Source organism: Flavobacterium sp. CS20 (assembly GCF_018080005.1).
Taxonomy (GTDB): domain Bacteria; phylum Bacteroidota; class Bacteroidia; order Flavobacteriales; family Flavobacteriaceae; genus Psychroflexus.
Genome location: NZ_CP073015.1, coordinates 90,536 through 116,888, shown reverse-complemented (window position 1 = coordinate 116,888; position 26,353 = coordinate 90,536). Strand labels below are relative to the sequence as shown.

General features: G+C 31.9%; 24 protein-coding genes and 2 pseudogenes. 13 read left to right on the top strand and 13 right to left on the bottom strand.

Annotated features, from left to right (window positions below; genetic code table 11):
* The first annotated feature begins 5 nt into the window (after positions 1 to 5).
* From IGB25_RS00525 to IGB25_RS00500, 6 genes are all read left to right on the top strand, one after another.
* A complete protein-coding gene (locus IGB25_RS00525; RefSeq protein ID WP_211065710.1) occupies positions 6 to 776 on the top strand; it encodes a SagB/ThcOx family dehydrogenase in 771 nt (256 codons plus the stop codon).
* Between the two features lie 6 nt (positions 777 to 782).
* Entirely contained in the window at positions 783 to 947 is a 165-nt protein-coding gene (locus IGB25_RS00520) for a hypothetical protein (RefSeq protein WP_211065709.1), read from the top strand.
* A gap of 111 nt (positions 948 to 1,058) precedes the next feature.
* Complete coding sequence (locus IGB25_RS00515) at positions 1,059 to 1,355, top strand: transposase (RefSeq protein WP_211064962.1); 297 nt, start codon at positions 1,059 to 1,061, stop codon at positions 1,353 to 1,355.
* A complete protein-coding gene (locus tag IGB25_RS00510) occupies positions 1,307 to 1,789 on the top strand; it encodes an IS3 family transposase (RefSeq protein ID WP_211065708.1) in 483 nt (160 codons plus the stop codon). Before IGB25_RS00515 ends, IGB25_RS00510 begins: the two co-directional genes overlap by 49 nt.
* Positions 1,790 to 1,799: 10 nt before the next feature.
* Complete coding sequence (locus IGB25_RS00505; RefSeq protein ID WP_247653553.1) at positions 1,800 to 1,991, top strand: hypothetical protein; 192 nt, start codon at positions 1,800 to 1,802, stop codon at positions 1,989 to 1,991.
* Positions 1,967 to 2,170, top strand: a complete 204-nt coding sequence (locus IGB25_RS00500; RefSeq protein WP_211065707.1) for an integrase core domain-containing protein — start codon at positions 1,967 to 1,969, stop codon at positions 2,168 to 2,170. The genes IGB25_RS00505 and IGB25_RS00500 overlap by 25 nt, the downstream gene beginning before the upstream one ends.
* 49 nt (positions 2,171 to 2,219) lie before the next feature.
* Here IGB25_RS00500 and IGB25_RS15310 read toward each other — a convergent pair whose 3' ends face one another.
* The 3 genes from IGB25_RS15310 to IGB25_RS00490 all read right to left on the bottom strand — a co-directional run bounded on the left by IGB25_RS15310 (position 2,220) and on the right by IGB25_RS00490 (position 3,927).
* Complete coding sequence (locus IGB25_RS15310) at positions 2,220 to 2,423, bottom strand: AAA family ATPase (protein WP_371815991.1); 204 nt, start codon at positions 2,421 to 2,423, stop codon at positions 2,220 to 2,222.
* Between the two features lie 540 nt (positions 2,424 to 2,963).
* The gene (locus IGB25_RS00495; RefSeq protein ID WP_211065706.1) at positions 2,964 to 3,545 is read right to left on the bottom strand and encodes a methyltransferase; all 582 of its coding nucleotides are present in this window, start codon (positions 3,543 to 3,545) and stop codon (positions 2,964 to 2,966) included.
* Positions 3,538 to 3,927 (bottom strand): RNA-binding S4 domain-containing protein, encoded by a 390-nt coding sequence (locus tag IGB25_RS00490; protein WP_211065705.1) that lies wholly within the window; start codon positions 3,925 to 3,927, stop codon positions 3,538 to 3,540. Before IGB25_RS00490 ends, IGB25_RS00495 begins: the two co-directional genes overlap by 8 nt.
* Before the next feature lie 85 nt (positions 3,928 to 4,012).
* Between IGB25_RS00490 and IGB25_RS00485 the strand changes: the two genes are divergently transcribed.
* The 3 genes and pseudogenes from IGB25_RS00485 to IGB25_RS00475 all read left to right on the top strand — a co-directional run bounded on the left by IGB25_RS00485 (position 4,013) and on the right by IGB25_RS00475 (position 7,334).
* Positions 4,013 to 4,951 (top strand): FKBP-type peptidyl-prolyl cis-trans isomerase, encoded by a 939-nt coding sequence (locus IGB25_RS00485; protein ID WP_247653552.1) that lies wholly within the window; start codon positions 4,013 to 4,015, stop codon positions 4,949 to 4,951.
* 163 nt (positions 4,952 to 5,114) lie between these two features.
* A pseudogene (locus IGB25_RS00480) lies at positions 5,115 to 6,880 on the top strand (ABC transporter ATP-binding protein).
* Positions 6,881 to 6,947: 67 nt separating this feature from the next.
* Positions 6,948 to 7,334, top strand: a complete 387-nt coding sequence (locus IGB25_RS00475; RefSeq protein WP_211065703.1) for a PUR family DNA/RNA-binding protein — start codon at positions 6,948 to 6,950, stop codon at positions 7,332 to 7,334.
* A gap of 144 nt (positions 7,335 to 7,478) precedes the next feature.
* On the opposite strand, the gene IGB25_RS00470 is transcribed toward IGB25_RS00475, so the two are convergent.
* Together IGB25_RS00470 and argS are read right to left on the bottom strand one after the other, a co-directional pair.
* Entirely contained in the window at positions 7,479 to 9,248 is a 1,770-nt protein-coding gene (locus IGB25_RS00470) for a DNA mismatch repair protein MutS (protein ID WP_211065702.1), read from the bottom strand.
* 77 nt (positions 9,249 to 9,325) lie between these two features.
* Positions 9,326 to 11,095, bottom strand: coding sequence for an arginine--tRNA ligase (gene argS / locus IGB25_RS00465; RefSeq protein ID WP_211065701.1), 1,770 nt, complete (start codon positions 11,093 to 11,095; stop codon positions 9,326 to 9,328).
* A 93-nt stretch (positions 11,096 to 11,188) separates the two neighbouring features.
* On the opposite strand from argS, the gene IGB25_RS00460 reads away from it, so the two are divergent.
* Positions 11,189 to 11,620: a hypothetical protein gene (locus IGB25_RS00460; protein WP_211065700.1), complete on the top strand. Its 432-nt coding sequence runs from the start codon at positions 11,189 to 11,191 to the stop codon at positions 11,618 to 11,620.
* 112 nt (positions 11,621 to 11,732) lie between these two features.
* Here IGB25_RS00460 and IGB25_RS00455 read toward each other — a convergent pair whose 3' ends face one another.
* Positions 11,733 to 13,043: a deoxyribodipyrimidine photo-lyase gene (locus tag IGB25_RS00455; protein ID WP_247653771.1), complete on the bottom strand. Its 1,311-nt coding sequence runs from the start codon at positions 13,041 to 13,043 to the stop codon at positions 11,733 to 11,735.
* Between the two features lie 285 nt (positions 13,044 to 13,328).
* Between IGB25_RS00455 and IGB25_RS00450 the strand changes: the two genes are divergently transcribed.
* Positions 13,329 to 13,823, top strand: coding sequence for a hypothetical protein (locus IGB25_RS00450; RefSeq protein WP_211065698.1), 495 nt, complete (start codon positions 13,329 to 13,331; stop codon positions 13,821 to 13,823).
* On the opposite strand, the gene IGB25_RS00445 is transcribed toward IGB25_RS00450, so the two are convergent.
* The 3 genes and pseudogenes from IGB25_RS00445 to IGB25_RS00435 form a co-directional block, all read right to left on the bottom strand.
* Entirely contained in the window at positions 13,820 to 14,695 is an 876-nt protein-coding gene (locus IGB25_RS00445) for a nucleoside phosphorylase (RefSeq protein WP_211065697.1), read from the bottom strand. The genes IGB25_RS00450 and IGB25_RS00445 overlap by 4 nt on opposite strands.
* Before the next feature lie 21 nt (positions 14,696 to 14,716).
* On the bottom strand, positions 14,717 to 15,049 hold the full coding sequence (locus IGB25_RS00440) for a translation initiation factor (RefSeq protein WP_211065696.1): 333 nt from the start codon (positions 15,047 to 15,049) through the stop codon (positions 14,717 to 14,719).
* Between the two features lie 3 nt (positions 15,050 to 15,052).
* Positions 15,053 to 16,004 (bottom strand): annotated as a pseudogene (locus IGB25_RS00435) (isopenicillin N synthase family dioxygenase).
* 449 nt (positions 16,005 to 16,453) lie between these two features.
* Here IGB25_RS00435 and IGB25_RS00430 point away from each other — a divergent pair.
* The gene (locus tag IGB25_RS00430; protein WP_211065695.1) at positions 16,454 to 17,089 is read left to right on the top strand and encodes an NAD(P)H-dependent oxidoreductase; all 636 of its coding nucleotides are present in this window, start codon (positions 16,454 to 16,456) and stop codon (positions 17,087 to 17,089) included.
* Here IGB25_RS00430 and ribB read toward each other — a convergent pair.
* From ribB to IGB25_RS00410, 4 genes are read right to left on the bottom strand one after another with little or no spacing between them, the layout of a single operon-like run.
* Entirely contained in the window at positions 17,079 to 18,224 is a 1,146-nt protein-coding gene (gene ribB, locus IGB25_RS00425) for a 3,4-dihydroxy-2-butanone-4-phosphate synthase (RefSeq protein ID WP_211065694.1), read from the bottom strand. The two genes, IGB25_RS00430 and ribB, sit on opposite strands and share 11 nt — an antisense overlap.
* Positions 18,208 to 19,749 carry an LptF/LptG family permease gene (locus IGB25_RS00420; RefSeq protein ID WP_211065693.1) on the bottom strand — a complete coding sequence of 514 codons (1,542 nt, stop codon included), beginning with the start codon at positions 19,747 to 19,749 and terminating at the stop codon, positions 18,208 to 18,210. Before IGB25_RS00420 ends, ribB begins: the two co-directional genes overlap by 17 nt.
* Positions 19,750 to 19,755: 6 nt before the next feature.
* Positions 19,756 to 20,466: an outer membrane lipoprotein carrier protein LolA gene (locus IGB25_RS00415; RefSeq protein ID WP_371815918.1), complete on the bottom strand. Its 711-nt coding sequence runs from the start codon at positions 20,464 to 20,466 to the stop codon at positions 19,756 to 19,758.
* The gene (locus IGB25_RS00410) at positions 20,459 to 22,831 is read right to left on the bottom strand and encodes a DNA translocase FtsK (RefSeq protein ID WP_211065692.1); all 2,373 of its coding nucleotides are present in this window, start codon (positions 22,829 to 22,831) and stop codon (positions 20,459 to 20,461) included. The genes IGB25_RS00415 and IGB25_RS00410 overlap by 8 nt, the downstream gene beginning before the upstream one ends.
* A gap of 184 nt (positions 22,832 to 23,015) precedes the next feature.
* On the opposite strand from IGB25_RS00410, the gene ccsA reads away from it, so the two are divergent.
* Positions 23,016 to 26,258, top strand: a complete 3,243-nt coding sequence (ccsA, locus tag IGB25_RS00405; RefSeq protein WP_247653550.1) for a cytochrome c biogenesis protein CcsA — start codon at positions 23,016 to 23,018, stop codon at positions 26,256 to 26,258.
* The last annotated feature ends 95 nt before the right edge of the window (positions 26,259 to 26,353 follow it).

The window sequence follows — 26,353 nt, the reverse complement described above, 5'->3', positions numbered from 1 at the left end:
AAAAAATGGAAAATAATTATGAATTTAATGTATATCACGAAAGCTCTAAATTGAGAGAAAATGATATTGAATTATATTCTTGGATAGGTTTGATAAATTCTGACACTAAGATAAGAAATGTGATATCAAAACCTTATTTAAGTGCTGGTAGTAAAAATAATGAAGTTTCATTACCTGATAATAACAATAAAAATGAAACATCACTCCAAGAATCGATAGTCACACGTAGATCAAATAGAAATTTTGATGGTGAAGAATGTGAATTAGAAGTTTTTTCTGATATTCTAAAATATTCTGCAAAAGAAAATTCTATAATGAAATATGGTGATGGTGTAAATTGGGCTTTTAGACCTTATCCTTCTGGTGGTGGTTTATATCCCATTGAAATGTATGTATATGTTAATAATGTGCAGAAGTTGGATAATGGAATTTACTACTATAATCCAAAGAGACACTCTCTATCAGAAATAGAAAATATAAATTTAATTGATAAATTAGAATCTGCGATGCCTACTCTGGAGAATGAAATAAAAAAATCATCCTTCATAGTTTTTTTGGTTTCGAACATGAATAAAATGTCATTTAAATATATGGAAAGATCTTATAGGTTTGCTCTTCTAGAGTGTGGTCATCTCGCACAAAATATACTGTTGCTTACTAATTCTTATAATTTAAAATCTTTTCCTGCAGGTGCTTTTATTGATGATAAGGTTAACAACTTTTTAAACCTAGATACTTCTCATTCTAACATACAATATATTATTTTAAATTCTTAACTTTTTATGAAAAAAATTTGGATGATTGGCGGTTTGTTAATCGCTGGACTAATGGCAGTAGGTTTTTTTATTGATAAATTGGTTCAGAAAGATAATTTGTTTATTTTCATGGGTTTTGGCTTAGGTCTTATATTTATGGCCTTACTAATATTTATAAAACATAAGGATTAAATCTAGAAAAATCTAATTATTTATTTTTAAAGCCATTGATATTTATAATACCTCGACAAATTCGGACCATTGTTTAAGTTGAAAATTTATTAACTTTAAACAATGAAAAATATGAAAAAATCAAGAAGAAAATTCACATCAGAATTTAAATCAAAAGTCGCTTTAGAAGCTTTAAAAGAGCGTTATAGTTTATCTGAATTAGCAGAACGTTTTGAACTCCATCCAAACCAAATTAGTCAGTGGAAACAAGAGTTTTTAGAAAAATCAAAGGATGTTTTTGATAAAAAATCACCTAAACCCAAAGAAGAACATGTTGATTTAGACAAACTTTATGCAAAAATCGGCAAGCTTGAAGTAGAATGGGATTACTTAAAAAAAAACTTGAAGAAGTTGGATCTGTTGGGATGAAAAAGGAACTAATTTTAAGTAGTGAAGATAAGTCATTAAGTATAAGACAACAATGTCAACTTATGAACATCACCAGAAGTAGTCTTTATTACAAGCCTATTGGAGAGAAACCGGAAAACCTTGAGATTATGCAGATCATGGATAAACATATCTTAGAAGAACCAACAGCTGGGGTTTTGACCATGCAGTCTATGCTATTAGATCAAGGTATAATAGCTGGGTATGAACGAGTAAGACGATTAATGCGTAAAGCAAATATACGTCCTATTTACCCAAGGCGACATTTAACGGTCTTAGGCGAGAAAAAATATGTATATCCCTATCTATTGAAGAACCTGGATATTAACAAAGCAAATCAAGTTTGGGAGATAGATATTACCTACATCCCTATGGAAAAAGGATTTATACTTAACTGCGATTATAGATGTCTATAGCCGTGCTATTATGGGATGGGGTCTATCTAATACATTAGGTGCTCAAGCCAGCATAGAAGTCGTTAAACAAGCTATTAAGACTAACGGAAGGTATGAAATACTAAACTCAGATCAAGGCACCAATTTACTTGCTTACAATACGTTGAACTACTTAAAAAGAAGAACATCAAGATCAGTATGGATGGTAAAGGAAGAGCTTTAGATAACATTTACATCGAACGCTTTTGGAGAACCATAAAGTATCAACATATATATCTTAACCCAGCTGAGGATGGAATAACCCTATATAAAGGAATAAAAAAATGGATGGATAAATACCACAATAAAAAACATCAAGGGATCAATGAAAAACCAATTGAAAAATATAAAAATGCGACCTAAAAAATCAACTAAGAATCAACTGATAATGGTCTAAACAAATCGAGGTATTTTATTCTTCACCTTTTTTATTATTAATGACTTCTAAACACATCCCATAAATAAGTCTATTTTCTAAATCTTGTTTTGATTCTAAATAACCAACGTGGTTTTCATATTCTTCCCAACTTATAGGAAAAAGCTCATATTCCCATTTTCTTCCAGTTAAAGGTTCATTGAGTTCATTAAATAAATTAAACGATGATGAACCACTTATTCATAATTGCAGATCTTTAAACTGATTGGTTATAATTTTTAAAGTCAAGCTTATATTTTTAATGCGTTGAGCTTCATCTATAAAGACAGTTTTCTTTCCTGCTAAAATGTTTTCTATTTCTTTTTATATTTGGAGTATCTAATTCTGCCCTGACAATGGGATCGTCTCCATTAAAGAAAGCAAAATCTTCATTTTTAAGAATTAAAGTTGTTTTACCAACTTGGCGTGGTCCAATAACCATTATAGCTTTACCTCTTCCAATTTTAGATTCAATTATATTTTTAATTGTTCTTTTTATCTTAACACAAATATAATAATTCGCTATTATAATCGCTAAATACTATGTTTTTAGATAGAATTAGTTTTATATGTCAAAAAAAATAAAATTTCAACATCACCATAACATCCTTTTTTAAGTCAATATTTTTAATTTGCCAAACCAAAAGTGGCAAGCAGGTATTTTGAGGAATATTTATGAGACGTTGAAATAGTATTTTGAGTAGCAATCAATATTTATAAGCCTGTTTTAAAATTCATAAACTATTTTTTAATCCCTATAAAAAACAATTCTTTTTCTTGTCGTTTTGGATGAGAATTTTTGCAAGGTTCAAGCTTTTCAACACAGAACAGCTCTTCAAAATAGTTTTGATATTGATTTATGTTACCACCAAACGGTGGTCCTTCATCGGTTAATGGAAAATTAAATAACAATCCCACTAATTTGCCATTAGGCTTCAACAAATCATGCATTTTTTTAACGTAGTCTGGTCTTTTTTTTGGTGGCAAAGCACAGAAAAAAGTTTGTTCGATAATTAAATCAAAAGTGTCATTGATATCAAAGAAATCGATGTGTAACAAATTATCTTGAGGAAAGTTGGGCAATCTGTTTTTAAAATTATTTAAAGGTATTTTAGCAATATCAGCAACAGTAACATTTTTGAAGTTATTTTGGAATAGGTATTCGGCTTCGTAGGCATTACCTGCTCCAGGAATTAAAATTTTTAAGGATTTGTCTTTAAGCTGATCAATGTAATTCTTTAAAGGTGGAGAGACTTGATTCATATCCCATCCTGTTTTACCTTTTTTGTAACGTTCTTCCCAATAGTTTTGAATGTCAATCATCTATTTCTTTATTTTTAGGTTTTTCTAAATATTCGTCAATCTCTCGTCTATCTTTTTTTGTTGGTCTTCCCAAACCTTTTTTTCTGTAATAATTTTGAGAATATTTTAACATTTCTTGTGACTTAAACGCATCTTTAGGCGTTTTATCAATAATATAAATATTAGTCAGTTTTGCACCAACCCTTGATTTTGGAATATCTATAATTTCAATATAATGATTGATTTGATTTTTTCTAACTTGTATTGTATCAGTAGGATAAACATCTCTGGACGCTTTCACTTTATCATTATTTACTAAAACATGACCTTTTTTACATGCTACTGTAGCTTGACTTCTTGTCTTAAAATGCCGAACACACCACAAAAATTTATCTACGCGCATAATATTAACGGTCTTAAATGGTTTTTAACATCAAAAATAAGAGAAAATTGTATCTTGCACCCAAAATATTGTTATAATGAAGTTAATGAAATCTTTTTTATTTATAGCGTTTTCACTATTACTATTTAATTCCTGTGGCAGTGATGATGGTGGTGGCTCGAGTTCAAATATTCAATTGAGAGATCCTGAGGAAGTTAAAGTAGAAAACCAAATAGAAATTGAAAATTTTTTAGAAACGCATTTCTTTGAATTTGTAGATAATCCCCAAAATCCAAATTTTCAAATAGTTGTCTTTGATACTATTGCAGGTGAAAATATTGACAAAACGCCAATCATAGAATCAGAGTTTCTCAATAGCAAACAAATTACTCAACAGGACGTTGAATATACATTGTATTATTTATTAAAACGTGAGGGCAACCTAAATGAAAGACATCCAAAATTTGCCGACTCCACACTTGTTACCTTTCAAGGAATTACTATTGAAAATGAAGTTTTTGACACTAATCCCAACCCGACATGGTTTGACTTACCTCAAACTGTTAGAGGGTTCTATGAATTGTTACCCGAATTGAGAGGTTCATCTGGATTTGTAGAAAATAACGATGGAACCGTAAGTTTTAATGACGATTTTGGAATTGGTGTAGTTTTTGTACCTTCAGGTTTAGGTTTTTTTGCTTCACCTCCAATTGCTTCGCCAATTAAACAGTATCAACCTATTATTTTCTCAGTACAACTCTACAAATCAAAACTTACAGACCACGACCAAGATGGGATTCCTTCATATTTAGAAGACCTCAATAACAATCGTCGTGTAAATGATATCAGAGATGGTGATGATATTGGAGATGATACCGATGGTGATGGCATACCAAATTATGCTGACCGAAATGATGATGGTGATTCTAAATTAACTATAGATGAAATCATCATCAATGAAGATGGTACAATTGATTTTCCAGATTCAAATGCTAATGGAATCCCTGATTATCTTGACAATACATATCCAGGAAATAGTCTCTAAAATCTTAAGCTTTTAATTAGCTTGGCTCAATATCCAACGGTGTTTTAAAACTTTGTCCTGAGTTTTTTAAAGCAATTCAAACCTGGCATAAGTTGGATATATTTTAGTTAAAATTTCTATTATTTTGGCTATTTTAATGAGCTAATCAAGTAAATTCGCCACGATGAGAAACAATTCACTTTCACATTTAAATAAGTATTTATATAAATATCGAGGTCGGCTTTTACTAGGTGTTTTTATTACCATAAGTGCAAAAGTCTTTTCAATTTTTCCACCTCAACTTATTGGTCAATCTACTGCTTCAATTGAAAAATATTTAAATGGTGAGAAATATAGTAACGTTGATTTACGTGAAGATTTAATGATTAACATCGCCTTAATAATTGGTGCGACCTTAGCTTCAGCAATACTTACATTCTTGATGCGACAAACATTTATTATAGCTTCACGCTATATTGAGTTTGATTTAAAAAATGAAATATTTCAACAATACGAAAATCTATCTTTAAACTTTTATAAAAAAAATCGTACTGGAGATTTGATGAACCGCATTAGTGATGATGTATCTAAATCGCGTATGTATGTTGGTCCAGCCTTAATGTACAGTGTATCTACAATTACGCTTTTTGTTGTATTTATAACCTACATGTTTATAAAAGCTCCTACCCTAACGCTATACACATTAGTTCCATTTCCTTTTTTGTCATTTGCCATATATAAATTAAGTGTAGCAATAAATAAAAAAAGCAAGGTTGTTCAAGAAATTTTATCAAAACTCAACACCTTCACTCAAGAAGCTTTTAGTGGCATAAGTGTTATCAAATCTTATGGAATGATGGCTGGAGTCAACTCAAATTTTGTGAATTTATCTAATGAAAGCAAAGCTAAAAATATAGACTTAGTAAAAGTTCAAGCTCTATTTTTTCCAATGATGATCTTGTTGATTGGTTTGAGTAATATCATTGTTATATATATAGGCAGTAATCAGTATTTTGATGGTGAAATTGAAAATGTAGGCGTCATAGTTGAATTTATCATATATGTCAATATGCTGACATGGCCTGTGGCTTCTGTAGGATTTATTACCACTATGATACAGCGTGCAGAAGCTTCTCAAAAGCGGATAAATCGATTTTTAAATCAAAAACCAGAAATAACCAACTCAGAAAAAGCGGTAGATATTGATATAAAAGGTAATATTCGCTTTGAAAATGTAAGTTTTACTTACGAAGATACCAATATACAAGCTTTAAAAAATGTGAGTTTTGAAGTCAAAGCTGGGCAAAGATTGGTAATTTTAGGAAATACAGGCTCAGGAAAATCAACAATTCTTGAACTTATTGGCAGACTGTATGATGTGAAGCAAGGCAAAATTTTTGTAGATGGCATCTCAATAGAAAAAATCAATTTAAGCAAACTGAGAAATGCTATTGGTTATGTTCCTCAAGATGCGTTTTTGTTTAGTGATTCTATCAAAAACAACATTAAGTTTGGTAAAGCTGATGCAAGTGAAGAAGAAATTATAGTAACGCCAAAAACGCTGAAGTACTCGAAAATATTATGAATTTTAGCCAAGGTTATGACACTGTGCTTGGCGAAAGAGGCGTTACTCTTTCTGGTGGACAAAAACAACGTATTTCAATTGCAAGAGCTATTATAAAATCTCCTGAAGTTATCTTGTTTGACGATTGCCTTTCAGCCGTTGATACTGAAACCGAAGAAGTTATAATGCAAAAATTTAATAGCTTATCTAAAAACAAAACAGCCATTATTGTAAGCCACAGAATATCTTCAGCAAGACTTGCAGACAACATCATTGTGCTAGAAAACGGAAAAATCATTCAACAAGGAAAACACCATGAGTTGGCAAATCAAGAAGGTTACTACCAATCATTGTATGAAAAACAACTTAAAACAAAAGAAAATTAAATAATGTTTGTCTTATGTTAATTTTTTTAAGACTTTTGACACTGTAATCAACAAAAACAATTTAATTATGAGTGAAAAGGCAGAACGACCAAATGAAGATATTTTTGAACGCGTTATTAGAGCTGGAAGACGCACTTATTTTTTTGATGTTAGAGAAACTAAAGCTGGCGATTATTACCTAACCATCACTGAAAGTAAAAAGTTTACAAATGATGATGGATCTTTTTTTTACAGAAAACACAAAATTTATCTGTACAAAGAAGATTTTGAAGATTTTAAAACCGCTTTAGAAGATGCAACACAATTTATAATCGACGAAAAAGGTGAAGTAGTCATTAGCGAAAGACATCAACCTAACTATGACAAAAAACTTGAAGATAACAGCTCAAACGGATCTGAAAAAACCACAACCCAAGCAGAAAAATACACAGATGTTAACTTTGACGACATATAAATAAGCGGTCTTTAAAAAATATTTCTATAAATTAAACCCAAGGCACAAAAGTCTAAAAAAGGAAGACTATTTGTGCCTTGGCTATGATTTGAACTATTCAGGGCAAAATTGTTTGAAATCCTGTTGTTTTGATTCAAAAAAAAATTATACAATCCCCATTTTCTTTAACAGAAATGAGGCATTCATGTTTTGGCAAACGCCTTCTTTCAGACTATAATCAAAATACAATTCATCATCAATAATTTGAGCATCAAAATAGTAATTTTTGACATTTTCTAATTTTTTGGAAAGGCTACATAAACTCAAATCATGCGTTGCTACTATCCCTGTGCTATTAGTCGATGCTAATTTTTTAATAAACTGTTTTGAACCTTTAGCTTTGTCATGAGAATTTGTTCCTTTAAGAATTTCGTCAAGTATCACAAAATACGAATCGTTTTTTAAATGCTCTACAATAGTTTTTAAACGGGTAAGTTCAGAAAAAAAGTAAGAGGAATCATCGGTTAAAGAATCTGATGTACGCATACTCGTAATCAATTTAATTGGTCTATACAGACAAGACTTAGCACAAACTGGCAAACCTATATTAGCCATGACAATCATCAAAGATACAGTTCTTAAAAAAGTGCTTTTGCCAGCCATATTAGCTCCAGTGATTATTAAAAAATCATTATCTTGTATAGCAAAACTATTTCTAACTGCTTGTTTATCTGGAATTAACGGATGTGTTGCCGATTCACATTCAATAATATATGAATCTGAAAGATTTATTTTTGGAAAAACAAACTCGGTTTGATTGTATGCCAAGTTTGCTAAGCTGTTTTGGGCATCAAAATAGGCAATGACATCAAACCATGCTTTAAGTTCATTTTTATGTTGATCTAACCAACGTTCAATTTTTAAACACTGCCGAATATCCCACAGAAAAAAAGCATTTAAAACAACACCTAACATCATATTTTGCCTTTGTTCTAACGCATCAATATGTTGTGAGAAAGACTTCATCAATTGAGAAGCTTGTCTTTGATCAGATTTCAGTAAGGATTGTTTAAAATTTAAATTCTGAGATTTAAAACTTTGAGCTTCTATAGCTTGGATAAGTTTTTGATATTGCCTAAAAAGATTTTGTGCCTTAGCCGTTGTTAGAGATAGTACATTAATTTTTTTTAAATATATTCCCGTTAGACCTAAACCAATAAAAAACCAAAGTAAGACTTGCTTAAAATTGATGAAGTCAAATATAAATAACGATAAAACCGAAATTGAAATCAGACTGAACAAAATCGATAAAATATTAAAATATTTTGGTATAAAATTACGATGAGTTGATAGGGTTTTAAGAATTTCTTCTGACCTATCTTGTTTGTCTAAGGCTAATGCTTCTGCTGTAAAATTTTGCCTAAACTTTATCAGATTGCTTAATTCTTGAACTGCTTTTTGCTTATTTGATATGTTGCTTATAGAATTACTTTTTAAATATTTGGTCAACTTGATTTCACCCTGTATCAGAGCAGTTCTATTTATGAATTGAAAAAAGGAATGTTCACCAAACAAATCAATATCATCAGCAAATGCATGTGTTGAATCTTTGTATGCACTACCATTTTTAAAATGACTAATATCGCCTTTTAAGGCTAAAATTTCATTTTTATTTATTGTTACGAGTAGTCTAATTTTTTTTAATTCATTTTTGAGTTTTAGTTGCTTTTTGATTAAAAAAATAAATAAGCCTGCAAAAACCAAAACCAGCAATACCACTATATTTATAGAAGACCATAAAAAATAAATACCAGTGGCGATTGTTACAAAAACTGCAATTCTGACAAGACTGATGTATAATAGTTTTCGTTTTAATACTTTTATCGATTGGTGATATTGTTCTATCTGTGAACTATAAAATTGAATTCTATTCATAATGGACATCTTATATTGTCAAGATTATAAACCCGCCAATTTTCTCAAATTAAAAGCAATAAGGTTATTATCAAAAATCACATGCGTTCAGGCATTTCAATTCCAAGCAAGTTAAAAGCGGTTTTAATGACTTTTGAAGTTGAAGTAGCAAGTTTTACTCTCAATATTTTTTGTTCTTGTTTATCAGCTCCTAAGATGCTTAAATTTTGATAAAAAGAATTAAATGCTTTAACCAATTCATAAGTATAATTTGCCAAAATAGCAGGGCTATACTGTTCAGCTGACTGCTGGATAATGTCTGGAAATTGTTCTAATATTTTGATCAACTCTTTTTCTTTGTCGTGTAAGTCAATCTTGGCAAGTTTTTGAGTAGTGCTTCCTTTGAACTGTCTTAAAATAGATTGTATTCTGGCATAAGTATATTGAATGAATGGTCCCGTATTGCCTTGAAAATCAACAGATTCATCAGGATTAAACACGATGCGTTTTTTAGGGTCAACTTTTAAGATAAAATATTTAAGTGCTCCTAATCCAATTGTGTGGTAAAGTTTATTTTTTTCATCCTCATCATAATCATCAAGCTTACCGTGTTCTTCTGATATGGTTTTAGCGGTTAACTTCATATCATTCATTAAATCATCAGCATCTACAACGGTTCCTTCTCTACTTTTCATTTTACCACTTGGCAAATCTACCATTCCATAACTCAAATGATATAAATTGTCTGCCCAAGTATATCCTAATTTTTTTAAAATTAAAAACAGGACTTTAAAATGATAATCTTGCTCATTACCAACGGTATAAATCATTCTATTGATATCGTAATCTTCAACACGTTTTACCGCTGTTCCAATATCTTGAGTCATGTAAACGGCTGTTCCATCAGCTCTTAAGACTATTTTTTCGTCAAGACCTTCATCGCTTAAATCAATCCAAACACTTCCGTCTAATTTTTTATAAAACACGCCTTTGTTCAAACCTTCTAAAATGATATCTTTCCCTAAGAGGTAAGTCTCACTTTCGTAGTAATTTTTATCAAAATATACTCCCAAACGTTTGTATGTTTCATTAAAACCATCATAAACCCACTGGTTCATTTTGTTCCACAAAGAGGTTACTTCAGCATCGCCATTCTCCCATAGCTTAAGCATTTCTTGAGCTTCTAACATAATGGGAGCTCTAACTTTTGCTTCATCTTTGGGAATACCTTTGTCAATCAGTTCTTGAATTTGTTTTTTGTAAGCCAAATCAAAACGAACATAATATTTACCGACAAAATGATCGCCTTTCATTCCTGATGTTTCTGGTGTTTCATCGTGACCAAATTTCTGCCAAGCTAGCATTGACTTGCAAATATGAATACCTCGGTCGTTGATGATTTGAGTTTTATAGACTTCAAAACCAGCATATTCTAAAATCTGAGCCAAGGCAAAACCTAAGGTAATATTTCTCACATGCCCTAAATGCAAAGGCTTGTTTGTGTTTGGTGATGAAAATTCAACCATCACTTTTTGAGCCATATCTGGTTGTTTACCATATTCTGATTGAGAATAAATATCTTCTAAAACAGACAGGTGATATGAAGAATGCAATTCTATATTTAAAAAACCTTTAATAACATTATAAGATTTAATTTCTGATAAATTGTCTTTTAAATGCTGACCTATATTATTAGCCAATTCTTGAGGATTAGTCTTGATGTATCTCAATAATGGAAATACTACTAAAGTTATATCACCTTCAAATTCTTTTCGGGTTTGCTGAAATTCAAACTCAACAATATCTTTTTGATACTTGCTTTTAAAAAATTCTTTTAAGTGTGGTATAACTACTTGCTCAAATTGCATACATAATTTTTTACAAAGGCAAATATAATCTAAAAAATAGAGCTTTACAGCATGGTATTTTTTGATTTTTTTTAACTTACAAAAAAAATGATTATGCTATTAAATGTTTCTTATAATAAACCAAAAATAAAGTCGCAAATTGATGAAAGTGTTGGTAAAGCATTTTCCTTTAAAGATCGGATTAAATTAGGTGGCATTGGTTCTGGAAAGTTGATTATAGAATCTACTAATCAAAAAATTCATAATTTACTTGTTTTAGATAATCATAGAAATGTTTGTAATATTGAAATGAGACCTCAAGGTATTATTTTGAATTTTAAGTCTTTGTTAGAAACCTATGCCTTAGTGATTCCTTACAGAAAACTTCATATTTATAAAGAAAAATCTGAACAGTATTCCATTTATATGGATGAATATTTTGTAAAAATCAAAGCCAATGAAAAGCATATTCATAAATTTATGAGAAAAATATTAGATTACAAACTTTCAATTTCTGGTCTTGATAACAATCAATACTACAACTAAAACATCATAAAAATACCACTAACCAAAATCAATGATTACAATTCAAAACATATGCACAAAGGCAAAACATATTCTACCAAATCATGTATTCAATGGGTTAATTAGAAATTTATTATACTTCCTTTAAAGCGGTTTTATAAGTTTCTAAACATCGCTCTCTTGCTTTTTTATGACTAATTATGGGGTTTGGATAATCTTCGGTTTCAAATTCTGTCACCCATTTTTTGATATATTTTTTGTCTTTATCAAATTTATCCGCTTGGCTATAAGGATTAAAAATTCTGAAATATGGTGCCGCATCTACACCAGAGCCAGCAACCCACTGCCAGCCACCAACATTTGAAGATAGTTCATAGTCAAGGAGTTTTTCGGCAAAATAAGCTTCGCCCCAACGCCAATCTATCAACAAATGTTTACATAAAAAACTGCCCACAATCATTCTGACTCGGTTGTGCATCCAACCCGTTTCGTTGAGTTGTCGCATTCCTGCATCTACAATGGGATATCCCGTTTGGCCGTTTTTCCATTTTTCAAATTCTTTTTCATTATTTCGCCATTTAATGCGGTCGTATTTTTTCTTAAAAGCATGGCCAATAGATTTGGGATAGTGAAATAAAATCATCATATAAAATTCTCGCCAAATGAGCTCGTTGAGAAAGGTTTCATTTTTTGCAGACAAAGCTTTCGACATGACTTCGCGATAACCTACCAAACCAAATCTTAAATAAGGACTTAACCTGGAAGTTCCATTTATTGAAGGTTTATCTCTTGTCATTTCATAATTTTCAATTAAATCTATAGATAAATTATAACCAGGAACTTTAATTGAAGACGGTTTATAACCCATATCTTCTAAACTTAAATGTGGTAAATTTTTGCTTTGAATTAAGTTGCCAAGATGATTTTCTGATGGATAATTTGGCAAGTCAACATCTTTAAAAGTTTTCTTCCATTTTTTCATATAGGGAGTAAAAACTAAATAAGGTTTACCATCATTTTTTACAAGTTCATCTTTTTCAAATACGACTAAATCTTTATAGGTTTTAAATGATATATCATTTTGATTTAAAATGCTTTCAATTTGCCTATCACGTTCTTTAGCATAAGGCTCATAATCGCGATTGGTATAAACGGTATCAATTTCATACTCATTTATTATATTTTTAAAAACCTCATCTGATTTTCCGTGATAAAACGCTATTGAAGAGTTGTGCTTTTCTTTTAAAGTTTCATTAATATTTTGAAGTGTATTGAAAATAAAAGTCAGTCTTGCATCGTCTTTTGGCAATTCATCTATGATGTTTCTATCATAAATAAATATAGGCAAAACAGGATTATCTGACTTCAAGGCTTGATAAAGTCCCGCATTGTCATTTAATCTCAAATCTCGTCTAAACCAAAATACATTAACTTTACTCATTATTTAACCCATTTTTAATCTTAAAATAATCATCACTTTCTTAAAATAAATATGTTTACATTGCCATTGTGAAGTTGTTAAGTAATTATCATCTGTTGTGCAAAATATTTTTATCAATTAAACAGTATAAGTTTTGTCTGCCAATTTTGATTAAGCTTCAAATTTCATAATTCAAAAGTATTATTTCTTTTGTTTAATATAAAATATATATAATTAAACAATTGTTATTATTTAAAAGATGTGAATTCACAATTAGAATAAATCTTTAGTTTTACTCAAAAAATTAAAATGCTAAAATATTTAATGTTTATTGTTTTGTTTTCTGTTTTATCTTGTAAAAGTTTAAACACCATTCAAGAGACACCTGAATGTCCAAAAGGATACGAATGCAACACTGAAATTCTTAAAAATCAGTCTATAAAATTATTAGAAGACAGTATTGGTGAAATTTATATTAACACCAAATCTGATGATAATTACCACATCATAAAATATACATATAAGTATAAAGACCAAGCCAATATTGCAGATGATAGTTACGTAGAAACGTTTTACTTTCAAGTGCCTAAAGACGCTAAAAATCTATCACTATCAAACAAAGACCTTTCAAATGCCAAGGTTTTTACCCAAAAGTCTTGTTTTTGCAGAGATGCGGGTTATGAACTTATCCAACAAGGTCAACTTGATATTCAAAAACAAAAAGGAGGCTATCATCTCAAATTTGAATACGAGTCAAAAAGAGATATGAAAGTTAAAGCTATTGAAACCCAAGTTGAACTTTAGAGTTTACACAGTTTATCTAACGTAAATTGGATTAAATTATCTACAGCTCGCTTAGGGTTTTTGCTAAATTCACCATGAGTTCTGTTGGCTATAATAGCATTCATAGATAACGCATGATGACCTAACATTTTAGATAGACTATATATAGCACTGGTTTCCATTTCCATATTAGTAACCTTAGCACCGTTGTATTCAAAAGAAGTGAGTTTATCTACAAAATCTTTATCTTGTAATTTTAAACGAAGAGTTCTGCCTTGAGGTCCATAAAAACCGATATTGGTGGCAGTAATTCCAGAAGTAACTTGAGCTTCATGTTCAAACATTTCAGCCAATTTATCGCTACATTCAACGATATAAGGTTGGGCTTTGAATTTGGATAAATTTAGATGTTCAATCAATTGCTTTGTGGCTTTTGACTGCGAAATATCATTTTCATAATAATGGATTAAGCCATCAAAACCCAGTCCAGCTTTTCCCATAACAAAATTGTCTAACTCAACAAATTCTTGAATACCACCAGAAGTTCCGATTCTAAAAATATTAAGAGACTTGAGCTTATCTCGAATTTGTCGGGTTTTTAGGTCAATATTGACTAAGGCATCGAGTTCGTTCATCACAATGTCAATATTGTCAATGCCAATACCAGTAGAAATCACCGTGAGTTTTTTGCCCTTATAAAAACCTGTATGGGTTTTAAATTCACGTTTTTGAGTTTCAAAGACAATACTATCAAAGTATTTTGAGACCCTTTCTACACGGTCTTGATCACCAACGGTTATGATAGTATCGGCAATATTTTCAGGTTTGAGATTAAGATGGTAAACACTGCCATCAGGATTAAGTATTAGTTCTGAGTCTTTTATTTTTGTCATATTTTTATTTTTTAAATTTTATCAACCGCCAACACGTTTAACTTTAAACCCTAAATCTTTAAGCATATCCATAATTTCATCTCGGTAATCGCCTTGAATAATGATAGTTTCGTTTTTATGGCTTCCGCCAACACCACAAGCTTTTTTAAGATATTTTGTCAGTTTTTTAAAATCACTTTTAGCACCGTTATAATTTTCGATAATGGTATTTGGTTTGCCTTGTCGTTTTTCGTATTTACATATCAAAGGTTCGTCTTGTAACCAAATATCAATTTCAGGTTCAGGTTTGAATTCTTCATCTTTCTCTGGTTCATGGTCTGGAAATAGATTCTGTAATTGGTCTTTTAAGTCCATAGGTTATTTTTTAGCTAAACCAATTTCAGCAAGTCTTTGATTAAGGAATTCTCCAGCCGTAATGTCAGCGTAATGTTTCGGATTATTTTTATCAATACATTGGGGTAAACAATCCAGCTTCATATCACTACGCGGATGCATAAAAAAAGGAATAGAATATCGAGGCTTATCCCATTCTTCTTGTGGCGGATTGATCACGCGATGAATGGTTGACCGCAATTTGTTATTGGTATGTCTTTCAAGCATATCGCCTACATTGATAACCAAATCATCTTCGTCGGGTTTGGCATCAATCCATTGACCGTCTTTTCGTTTGACTTGCAATCCACCTGTTGAAGCTCCCATAAGTAGTGTAATCAGGTTGATATCACCGTGAGCGAGCAGCTCTCACAGCACCTTTGGGTTCTTCAGTGATTGGCGGATAATGAATAGGTCTTAAAATAGAATTACCATTTTTAGCCCAATGGTCAAAATAGGTTTCTTCTAAACCGATGTATATAGCAAGTGCTCTTAAAACATAAATTCCTGTTTTTTCTAAAGCTCGATAGGCTTTCATCCCTGTAGGATAAAAGTTAGGGCGTTCTTCAACTTTCAGATTTTCAGGATAGGTTTCAGGTAAATCAGCATTTTTTTCTGGCTCTTGACCAAAATGCCAAAATTCTTTTAAATCACCCTTTGTTTGACCTTTGGCATGTTCTTTTCCAAAAGATACATAACCACGTTGGCCAGCAAGTTCTTCTCGTTCGTATTTAGATTTAGTCTCTTCAGGTAAATCAAAAAAGGCTTTAACTTCTCGGTATAAATCTGACATTAATTGTTCATCTAAAAAATGATTTTTTAGTGATACAAAACCGATTTCTTCGTAAGCCGAACCAATTTCTTCGACAAAGGATTGTTTCTGTTGAGCATCGCCTGATAAAAATTTTTTTAAATCGACGCTAGGTATGCTGGTCATTGACATATTGATAAAATTTAAAGCTACTAATTTAATAAATTTTAACCACAAAGCTTTAATACCGAATGTTATTTTAAAAGTCTCCCGTATATAAGGAATCCTTAAAATAACGTGAGTTCGATTTATTGAAAGCTGTAAATCAGATGATCACATATTTTTGTAAACAAATTTTGTCATTTCGAACGAAGAATGAGGAGAAATCTCATCCTACTGAGATGTCTCGTCGCTCATGCTTCGCTCTGTCGTCATGACAAATGATTAAATATCTGTATTTTATATGAATATATTTTATTGGAATTTATATCAAACTCACGTTAAAATATCAGTCTGTAACAGGCTGGGACGTCGGTACTCTTCATTCAAATTGGTGCAAAACCTTAATAATTAATTTTATGATTTATTTGATAATCTTCTAATTCGCATCCATTTACCTTTGCAAAAAAATTTTTATGGACATCATAGATGCACTTAATTGGCGTTACGCTACAAAATATTTTGACAGCCAAAAGATATTGCCTGAAGAAAAAATTCATAATTTAAAAACAGCATTTAACTTAACACCAACATCTTACGGGTTGCAACCGTTAAAACTTGTTGTTGTTTCTGATAAAACGATTCAAGAAGAACTTTTTGAAGCCAGCTATAACCAAAAACAAGTCAAAACAGCTTCTCATGTGTTTGTCTTGTGTGTTGAAAAAAATATCAATCAAGTATTTATAGAAAATCACTTTGAGTTGGTTAAACAAATTCGTCAAACTCCTGATGAGATTTTAAAGCCATTCAGGGATTTTTTAATTGAAGATTTTTTAAATAAAAATGATTCTCAACTTCAACAATGGGCAATAAATCAAGCCTATTTGACCATTGGCAATATGCTTACTGTATGTGCTTTAGAAAAAATAGATGCCTGTCCTATGGAAGGTTTTGATGCTAAAAGTTACGCTTCAATATTAAATTTAGATACTTATAGAATTGAACCTGTTTTAGTAATGCCAATTGGCTATCGTGCTCAAGATGATGATTTTTCAAAGTTTAAAAAAGTGCGACGCCCGTTAGAAGATGTTGTGATTGAAATCAATAATTAACGTAATCAATAATTTCTAATCCATAACCTATCATACCAACGCGTTTGGTATGTTTAGAATTTGACATTAATCTAATTTTGTGTACATTAATATCGTGTAATATTTGTGCACCAATCCCAAAATCTTTATTATCCATTTTGAGTTGTGGAACTTTGACTATGCCATCGACTTGTTGTTCTTTTAAAATTTTTAATCTTGACAAAAGATTTAAACTTTGCACATCTTGATTGATAAAGACAATTGCACCTTGACCTTCGGCGTTGATCAATTTAAACATATCATCAAGCTTTTTTTCGGCGTTGTTGGTCAACGTGCCAAGGATATCATTGTTGACCAAAGTTGAGTTAACACGCACCAAAACAGGATCATAAGCTTTCCATTCGCCTTTAGTCAATGCTAAATGTATATGATTGTTGGTGGTTTGTTGATAGGCTCTTAACCTGAATTGGCCAAATCGCGTTTGCAAATCAAAATCTTCTTTTTTCTCAATAAGAGAATCATGAGCCATTCTGTAGGCGACTAAATCTTCAATAGAAACAATTTTGAGGTTGTGTTTTTGAGCCACTTTCACCAATTGTGGTAATCTTGCCATACTGCCATCTTCATTCATAATTTCAACAATCACACCCGCAGGTTTTAAGCCAGCTAATCTTGCAAAATCAATGGTCGCTTCTGTATGACCTGTTCTTCTTAATACGCCACCTTCTTTAGCTTTCAATGGAAAAATATGTCCTGGTCTGTTCAATTGATGCGGTTTGGTATTGTCGTCACACAAAGCTTTGATGGTTTTTGCACGATCTGTCGCCGAAATACCCGTAGTAACGCCTTCGCCATTGAGATCTACAGAAATAGTGAAAGCCGTTTCCATAGGATCTGTGTTATTGCCAACCATCATATCGAGTTTGAGCCGTTCGCAACGCCTTTCAGTAAGTGGACAACAAATTAGACCACGACCGTGTTTAGCCATAAAGTTGATCATTTCTGGTGTGACGTTTTGAGTCGAAGCCACAAAATCGCCTTCGTTTTCACGGTTTTCATCATCAACAACAATGATAACTTTACCAGCTCTTATGTCTGCTATGGCTTCTTCTATGCTGTCTAATTTTATATCTTGTTGGCTAATCGTTTTCGTCATCAGGTTTGATCAATTTTAATTTTCTAAGTATTTTTTTTATCGGGTCTGTTACCGCATCTGTATTGATAAAGCCTTGGTCGGTTGTGGCTCTATAAGTTAAGTAAACCCCTAAAGGCATCATAACTAAAGTGGACAACCAAGCTCCTAAAAAAGGACTTATACCACCTGTTTCTGAGCTGTTTCCAGCAAATATCCCAAAGAAATGGTAAGCCAAAAACAATAAAATTGAGACCACAAGTGGCAAACCTAAACCGCCTTTTCTGATGATTGCTCCAAGTGGAGCTCCTACAAAAAACAAGACAATACAGCTTATGCCAAGTGCGTATTTTCTGTGTAGCTCAAGCTCAACACGATTTAAAAGTCTAGTTTTATTTGCAAATATTTTTTGTTTGGTCTTAATTTCTCGTATTAAAGTTCCCACTGAATTATTTGCTAAACTATATATTTGGCTATATGTATAATTAGGTTGAACAAAAATTAGACTATCAATACGGTAAAACCCTTTTGGATCTATGACTTTAGCTTTTATGCTATCGGCAACTTGTTGGGTATTTGAATCATTTACAGAGATATTTCTTTTTTTGTTTCGAATTTTATCTTTTTTATTAGAATCTTTAAATAGATTAGAATATCCATTTCTTTGATTCATTAGGCGGTTATAAATTCTGATGTTTTTGACATAATCTTGAGAAAATGAATCTAAATGCGTTCTTAACTCGTCTGTGTTTAAAGCTTTATAAGGATGCGTTGCACTTTCGTCTGTTAAATCTGTTTTGTTTAGCTCGGAGATGTCAATATTCAAAACATATTCATCAAAAGAAGTCTTTACAAATGGGCGACTTTGCCTTTCTTTATAATTTTTTGGTGGAATTTCGTTGTAATAATTACCATCATTTAAAACCAATGAAACTAAATTTGGATTGTTACCAGAAATTAATTCACCTGTTTTAGATTTGATAACCGTATGATTTCCACTTAACTTTTGACTCTTTTCGTGAATGATGACATTATTTAGGATTTCTTCATTTTCACCTGTTTTTTTTTCTACTTTTATCACATAAGAAGCGATATCACTAAACCTGTTTTCGTCAATCGCCATTGCTGGTTTAACTTGAGCTAAATTTTTTCTCAAATTCAACGATTTAAATTCTGCCCATGGAATCACTGTATTTGAAAATTGATAGGTTACATAGCCTAAAACCACGATAAAGACAATCAAACTTCCCATAGCACGTTGTAACGAAATTCCTGCCGATTTCATAGTCGCAAACTCATAATTTTCAGAAAAATTACCAAAGGTCATGATTGAAGTAACCAAAATGGTAAGCGGTAAAATTAACGGTACTAAACTGGGTAAAATATAAAAAATAAATTTTGCTATAATTATGATATCCAAATCTTTACCTGCCAAGTCTTTAATAAATGACCAAACAATATACAAGGTAAAAATGAGTATCAAAATCATAAATACCGATAAGAAAGTTCTTAAGAAAGAGAAGAGAATATATCTATCAAGTGTTTTCAAATTACTTTAATCTAATTCATTGATGTAATAGTCAGGGTATTTGCTTTTATCAAATTTAAAAACATTTTCTGATAAAGGCTCGTTAGGTTTAAAACTTGAAATTTTAATTTCAGTTCGCGTACCATTATTCATGGAGTAAATCAAGTTTGAGATGTTTTTAGTGTATTTATCAACACCCAACAAGATGTTTTTATAATCAGCATTAGAATCAATTGGGATGAGTTTGATATATTGTATTTCGCGACCATTTTGGTTTTGCTGAATATCCCATTTATACAAATATCCATCTTCAAAAAAGGTTAGCATTTTAGATGGCGTTATGGCGGTATCATCTTGAGAGTTTACTGAAGAAATATTGATTTCTTCATCCGCAGGAATTATGGTGTATAATTTAGTTCCATTAAATATTTGTGTTGTTCCCATTAAATTGAGACGATATTTATTACCTTTAACATATACTTCTCCACGGGTTTCTTCCTTGAGTTGTTCAGAAATATTTTCTAAAGTATAAGAAAATTCGATACTGATATTTTCATAGTTTTTCACTTTATCTAAAACCTCAGTAGCTAATTTTTTTGCTTTAGGATCATTTTGAGCTTGAACCGAACTAATACTCACAAAAAGAACAACAAATAATACAATTTTCATCAAGATATAGTTTAATAATTTTTTTTCAAAAGTAAGAGTATCAAAATTGATACCATTTTTTTTATTCATTTTTTAGTAATTCGTTTAGAGCGTTCATATCAGACACCAAAACTTGACGTGCCTTGCTACCTTCAAAAGGACCAACAATTCCTGCGACTTCTAACTGGTCTATAATTCGTCCAGCACGATTGTATCCTAATTTTAGTTTTCGCTGAAGCAAAGATGCAGAGCCTTGTTGTGCTGTTACGATGACTTCTGCAGCGTCATTAAACAATTTATCTCTATCTTCAATACTGTCTTCAAGTGCTGATTTTGACTCTTCACCCACATATTCTGGCAACTGATAGGCTTCAGGATAAGCTTTTTGAGAGCCGATAAAGTCTGTGATTTTTTCAACTTCTGGCGTATCCACAAAAGCACATTGCAAACGGATGACTTCGTTGCCTTGAGTAAACAACATATCACCACGACCAATAAGTTGATCGGCACCGCCAGCATCTAAAATGGTTCGTGAGTCTATTTTGGAAGTTACTCTAAATGCAATTCGGGCTGGGAAATTAGCTTTGATCATACCTGTAATGACGTTAACAGAAGGACGTTGTGTCGCTATAATGAGGTGAATACCGATGGCTCGAGCCAATTGTGCTAATCTCGCTATTGGGGTTTCTACTTCTTTTCCTGCAGTCATAATCAAGTCTGCAAACTCATCAACAACCAATACGATATAAGGTAAAAAACGATGACCGTTTTCAGGGTTGAGTTTACGGGCTTTAAATTTAGCATTGTATTCTTTGATGTTACGCACCATAGCCTTTTTCAGAAGCTCATAGCGGGCATCCATTTCTATACACAATGAATTTAAAGTATTGATAACCTTTGTGTTATCTGTGATAATAGCATCTTCAGTATCTGGAAGTTTTGCCAAATAGTGGCGTTCTATTTTGTTGAATAAAGTGAGTTCCACTTTTTTAGGATCAACCAACACAAATTTGACTTCAGCGGGATGTTTTTGATAGAGTAAAGAGGTTAAAATCACATTAAGCCCAACCGATTTTCCTTGTCCAGTAGCACCTGCCATGAGCAAGTGCGGCATTTTAGCCAGGTCAACCACAAAAGTTTCATTAGAAATATTTTTGCCAAAAGCTATTGGCAATGCCATTTCTGCATTTTGAAATTTGCTGGAAGTCGCAACAGATTTCATAGAAACGATAGAAGGTTTTTGACTCGGCACTTCAATACCAATAGTGCCTTTTCCCGGAATTGGTGCAATGATGCGAATACCTAATGCCGATAGTGAAAGTGCGATATCGTCTTCTAAATTTTTAATTTTTGAAATGCGAATGCCAGCATCTGGAATAATTTCATATAATGTTACAGTTAGTCCTACGGTTGCTTTGATTTGAGCAATGCCAATTTTGTAATTATTAAGCGTTTCAACAATTTTGTTTTTATTTTGCTCGAGTTCTTTTTCATTTATGGTTATGCCAGTGCCTTCACTGTAATCATTTAGTAAATCAAGACCTGGAAATTTGAAGTTTTTAAGCTCTAAAGTCGGGTCAAATTCACCAAAATTTTCAACAATTTTTTGAGATTTTTCATCAACTTCTTCATCTTCATTTGTGGTTTCTACTTCCATTTTTACATCATCGCTATCTGAATTTGATGTTTTTGTTTGCTCATTTTTTGTTTGGTCTTTTTTGTTATTATTTAAAACAAAAGAATTTTCTATGTCGGCATCGTTATCTGTTTCTGCTGAAGAATTATCTTTTTCAGTAAAATTAGATTCGACTTGTAATTCTTCAATGTCTTTTTCTTCAGGTTTTGGTTTTAAATCGTTTAAATCTTCAGCCACGCTTTTTGATTTAAAGAGGTTTGCAACATGTTGTGGTGTTACTTTGAGACGAACGACAAGATATATGATAAACAAAAAACTTATCGCCAGAATTGTACCTGTTTTGCCTATAAAATCTACTGCAATGTCATTGACTTCGTAGCCTATCATACCGCCAAGAATGGGATAAGAATCAGCAAAAAATCCAAATCCAAGACTTAAAACTAACATCAAATATAAACCCCAAAACCATCTATTGGCGAGCTGAGACTGTTTTAAATTTAAAAACATATTCAATCCACTCATCATGACCAAAACCGAAAAATTAAAAGCGGCTATGCCAATACCTTTATAAATAAAAAAATACCCTAAAGTGGCTCCGAATTTACTTAACAGATTTTTTGAAGGAATGTCGCGATTAAAAAAATGACCAATTGTACTCTGGTCAGCTTGCCAAGTCCATATAAATGATGCAAATGAAATGAATAATGCCAAACCTACAAAAAAGAAGAAACTGCCCAAAACAATTTTTTGTCTTTGGGTTATAGAAAAAAATGAAGATTTTGATTTTGACTTCGTTTTTGTTTTTTTGGTTCTTGCCATAGTTTGTGTAAGATAATGCACAAAGTTACAAAACAAAGTGATTTTGTAAATATAAAAGTAACTTTGATGATTTATTTTCAAAAATAAAAATATTGATTTTAACAAACTTTGAAATCCGTTTAGGCTTATTTTGTTATAGACATCAAGACATAATGTCTATATTTGCAGACCCAATTGCACAATCATGTCAAAATCTGAAAATCAACCTATTTTAATACAAATTATAGAACAAATTAAATCTGTTTTGTTTTCGACAAAACTTATGGCGACCTTGTTTATTGTTTTTGCTTTAGCAATGGCAATTGGAACATTTGTTGAAAATTCTTATACAACACTAACGGCACGAGAATGGATTTACAATGCTTGGTGGTTTGAAGCTATTATGGCTTTATTTGTGATTAATTTTTTAGGGAACATTTCGCGATACCAATTATGGCGTAGAGAAAAATGGACTACCCTACTCTTTCATCTATCCTTTATTTTGATTTTAGTTGGTGCATTTGTAACACGCTATATTGGTTTTGAAGGTTCAATGCCAATCAGAGAAGGCGAAGTTGAAAGCACAATGCTGTCTAGAGATGTTTATCTAACAACTTATATCGATGGCGAAATTAACGGACAACCCAAAAGAAGGAGTCAACATTTCCCCTTGGTTTTGTCAGACGGTTTAAACAATAATAAAACCATTGAAACCAATTATAACGGAATTCCCGTTACATTTGAAATTTTGGAATTTGTTCCCGATGCAAAAATGGGAATTGTTGAAGATCTAAAAGGTAAAAAACATCTCAAAATTGTTGAATCTGGTGACGGACAACGTCATGAACACTATTTAAAAGAAGGCGAAGTTGCCAATATTCACAACACTCTATTTACTTACAATAAAAAAACAGACGGTGCTATCAATATCATTGAAGACGAGTCTAACAACTTCAGCATAGAAAGTCCTTTTGAAGGTCAAGTGATGCGTATGGCAGATCAACAGTTGTTTGATTTCAAAAAAGATTCATTACAGAGTTTAAAATTCAGATCGCTCTATACCATTGGTCAAATGCAGTTTGTGATTCCTGAAATGCCTGTCAAAGGCGTTGAAGGTCTTGTTAAATCGGATATGATGTCAAAAGACCAACCCGATGGCATAACAATCAAAATTTCTGCTCAAGGTCAATCAGACACTTTAAATCTTATAGGTGGAAAAGGCTTGTTAAAACCTATGGAAACAACCAAAGTTGGCGATTTTGACATCAGTTTACGCTATGGCAGCAAAGTTATAGAACTGCCTTTTGCTTTAAAACTTGATGATTTTATAGCTGACAAACATCCAGGCACAGAAGATAGACCCAATCCGAGTTATAAATCCTTTAAGAGTAAAGTGCAAGTCATAGACGGAAGTCAATCTTATTCATACGACATTTATATGAACCACGTTTTAGACCATAAAGGTTATCGTTTTTTTCAATCGTCATTTGACCCCGACGAACACGGCACTATTTTATCGGTTAACCATGATTTTTGGGGTACTTGGATTACATATATCGGTTATTCTTTATTGTATCTAGGTTTGATATTAATTTTGATTGATAAAGGTTCTCGTTTTGGAAAATTAAAACAACAACTCGATAAAATTAAAGCAAAAAAAGCTAAACAGTTTGGAATTTTGTTTCTGTTTATCAGCATATCTGGATTTGCTCAAACATCAGATAGCATTCAGCCATCAAGTGATGATATACACAAAAACCATACAGAAGAAGAATCACCAATCAGCTTAAATTCCAAAACCTTTGATTCGCTTATTATAGCTAATGCGGTTGATGATAGACATGCCTCTAAATTTGGTAAACTGGTCATACAAGATGTCGAAGGTCGTATGAAACCAATGAATACTTTTTCGTCTGAATTATTACGAAAACTCAGCCACAAAGACACCTACAAATCGTTAAATTCTGATCAGGTGTTGTTGTCTATGATTGAAAATCCAGTGGTTTGGTACACCACGCCTTTAATTTATTTAAAATCGAGAAATGATAGTTTACATAAAGTTCTCGGTATTGAAAAAGGAAAAAAATATGCCAGTTTAACCGATTTTTTTAATCCTGATGGCAGTTATAAATTGAGTCCTTATTTAGATGAAGCCTATCGGGCTAAAGTTAGAAATCAGTTTGAAAAAGACTTTGTTAAAGCCGACCAACGTGTTAATTTGTTTTACGATGCTTTACAAGGTAAACTTTTAAAAATATTTCCTATTCCCAATCATCCAAACAACAAGTGGGTTTCTCGAAATGAAGCTATTGAAGAAAATCACTTTACAGGAATGGATTCTGTTTACACCAGACAAATTCTTCCGATTTATATGCAAAGGTTACAAAATGCAAGAGAAACAGGTGGCTATGACAAAGCAGATGAAATATTAGTTGGAATAAAAAATTTCCAAAAGCGTTTTGGCTCTGAAGTCATGCTTTCTGACCGCAAAATTGATGTGGAAGTTCTATACAATAAAGTTGATGTTTTTAATCGTTTGTATCAGTATTATTTATTGGCTGGTGTATTGATGATTTTTGTGGTGTTGTATCGTATTTTTAAACAAAACAAACTCAATCTTGGGCTACTCAATGGTTTTAAAATCATTTTACTTTTGCTTTGGATAGCTCACACTTTAGGATTAATTGCTCGTTGGTATATTTCTGGACACGCCCCATGGAGTAATGCTTACGAAAGTATGATATATGTGGCTTGGGCAACGATGTTTTTTGGTTTTATCTTTGGGCGAAAAAGCGATTTAACCATGGCATCAACCGCTTTTGTAACGTCTATAATTTTGTGGGTTGCACATATGAATTGGGTTGACCCAACAATAGCCAACCTTCAACCCGTATTAGATTCGTATTGGTTGATGATTCACGTGGCAATAATTGTAGCCAGTTACGGACCGTTTACGCTGAGCATGATCATCGGTTTGGTCGCTTTGGTTTTAATGCTTTTTACAAACAAGAAAAACAAGAAAAAATTAGATTTAAATATCAAAGAGCTGACCGTGATTAACGAAATATCTTTGACCGTAGGTTTAGTGATGCTAACTATAGGTAATTTTCTCGGTGGTCAATGGGCTAATGAAAGTTGGGGACGCTATTGGGGTTGGGATCCTAAAGAAACTTGGGCGTTGATAAGCATCATGATTTACGCTTTTGTGATTCATATGCGATTTGTGCCAGGCTTACGCGGAAGATTTGCTTTCAATTGGGCTTCTGTCATTGCATTTGGTTCGATAATGATGACTTATTTTGGAGTAAATTTCTACTTGACAGGTTTGCATTCTTATGCAAGCGGTAGCCAAATTATCAGCTATCAATTTATCTTTATAACCCTAGCAGTATTATTGGTTTTAGGATATTTTGCAAGGCGACAATACCTTAAGTACTATCAAAAATAAATGGCTGTCAAAACTTTTATATCAAGTAAACCTTTTAACAGGCTTTAAAACAAGTGTATAGCAAAAGTCCATCATTCAATACCTATATATAATGA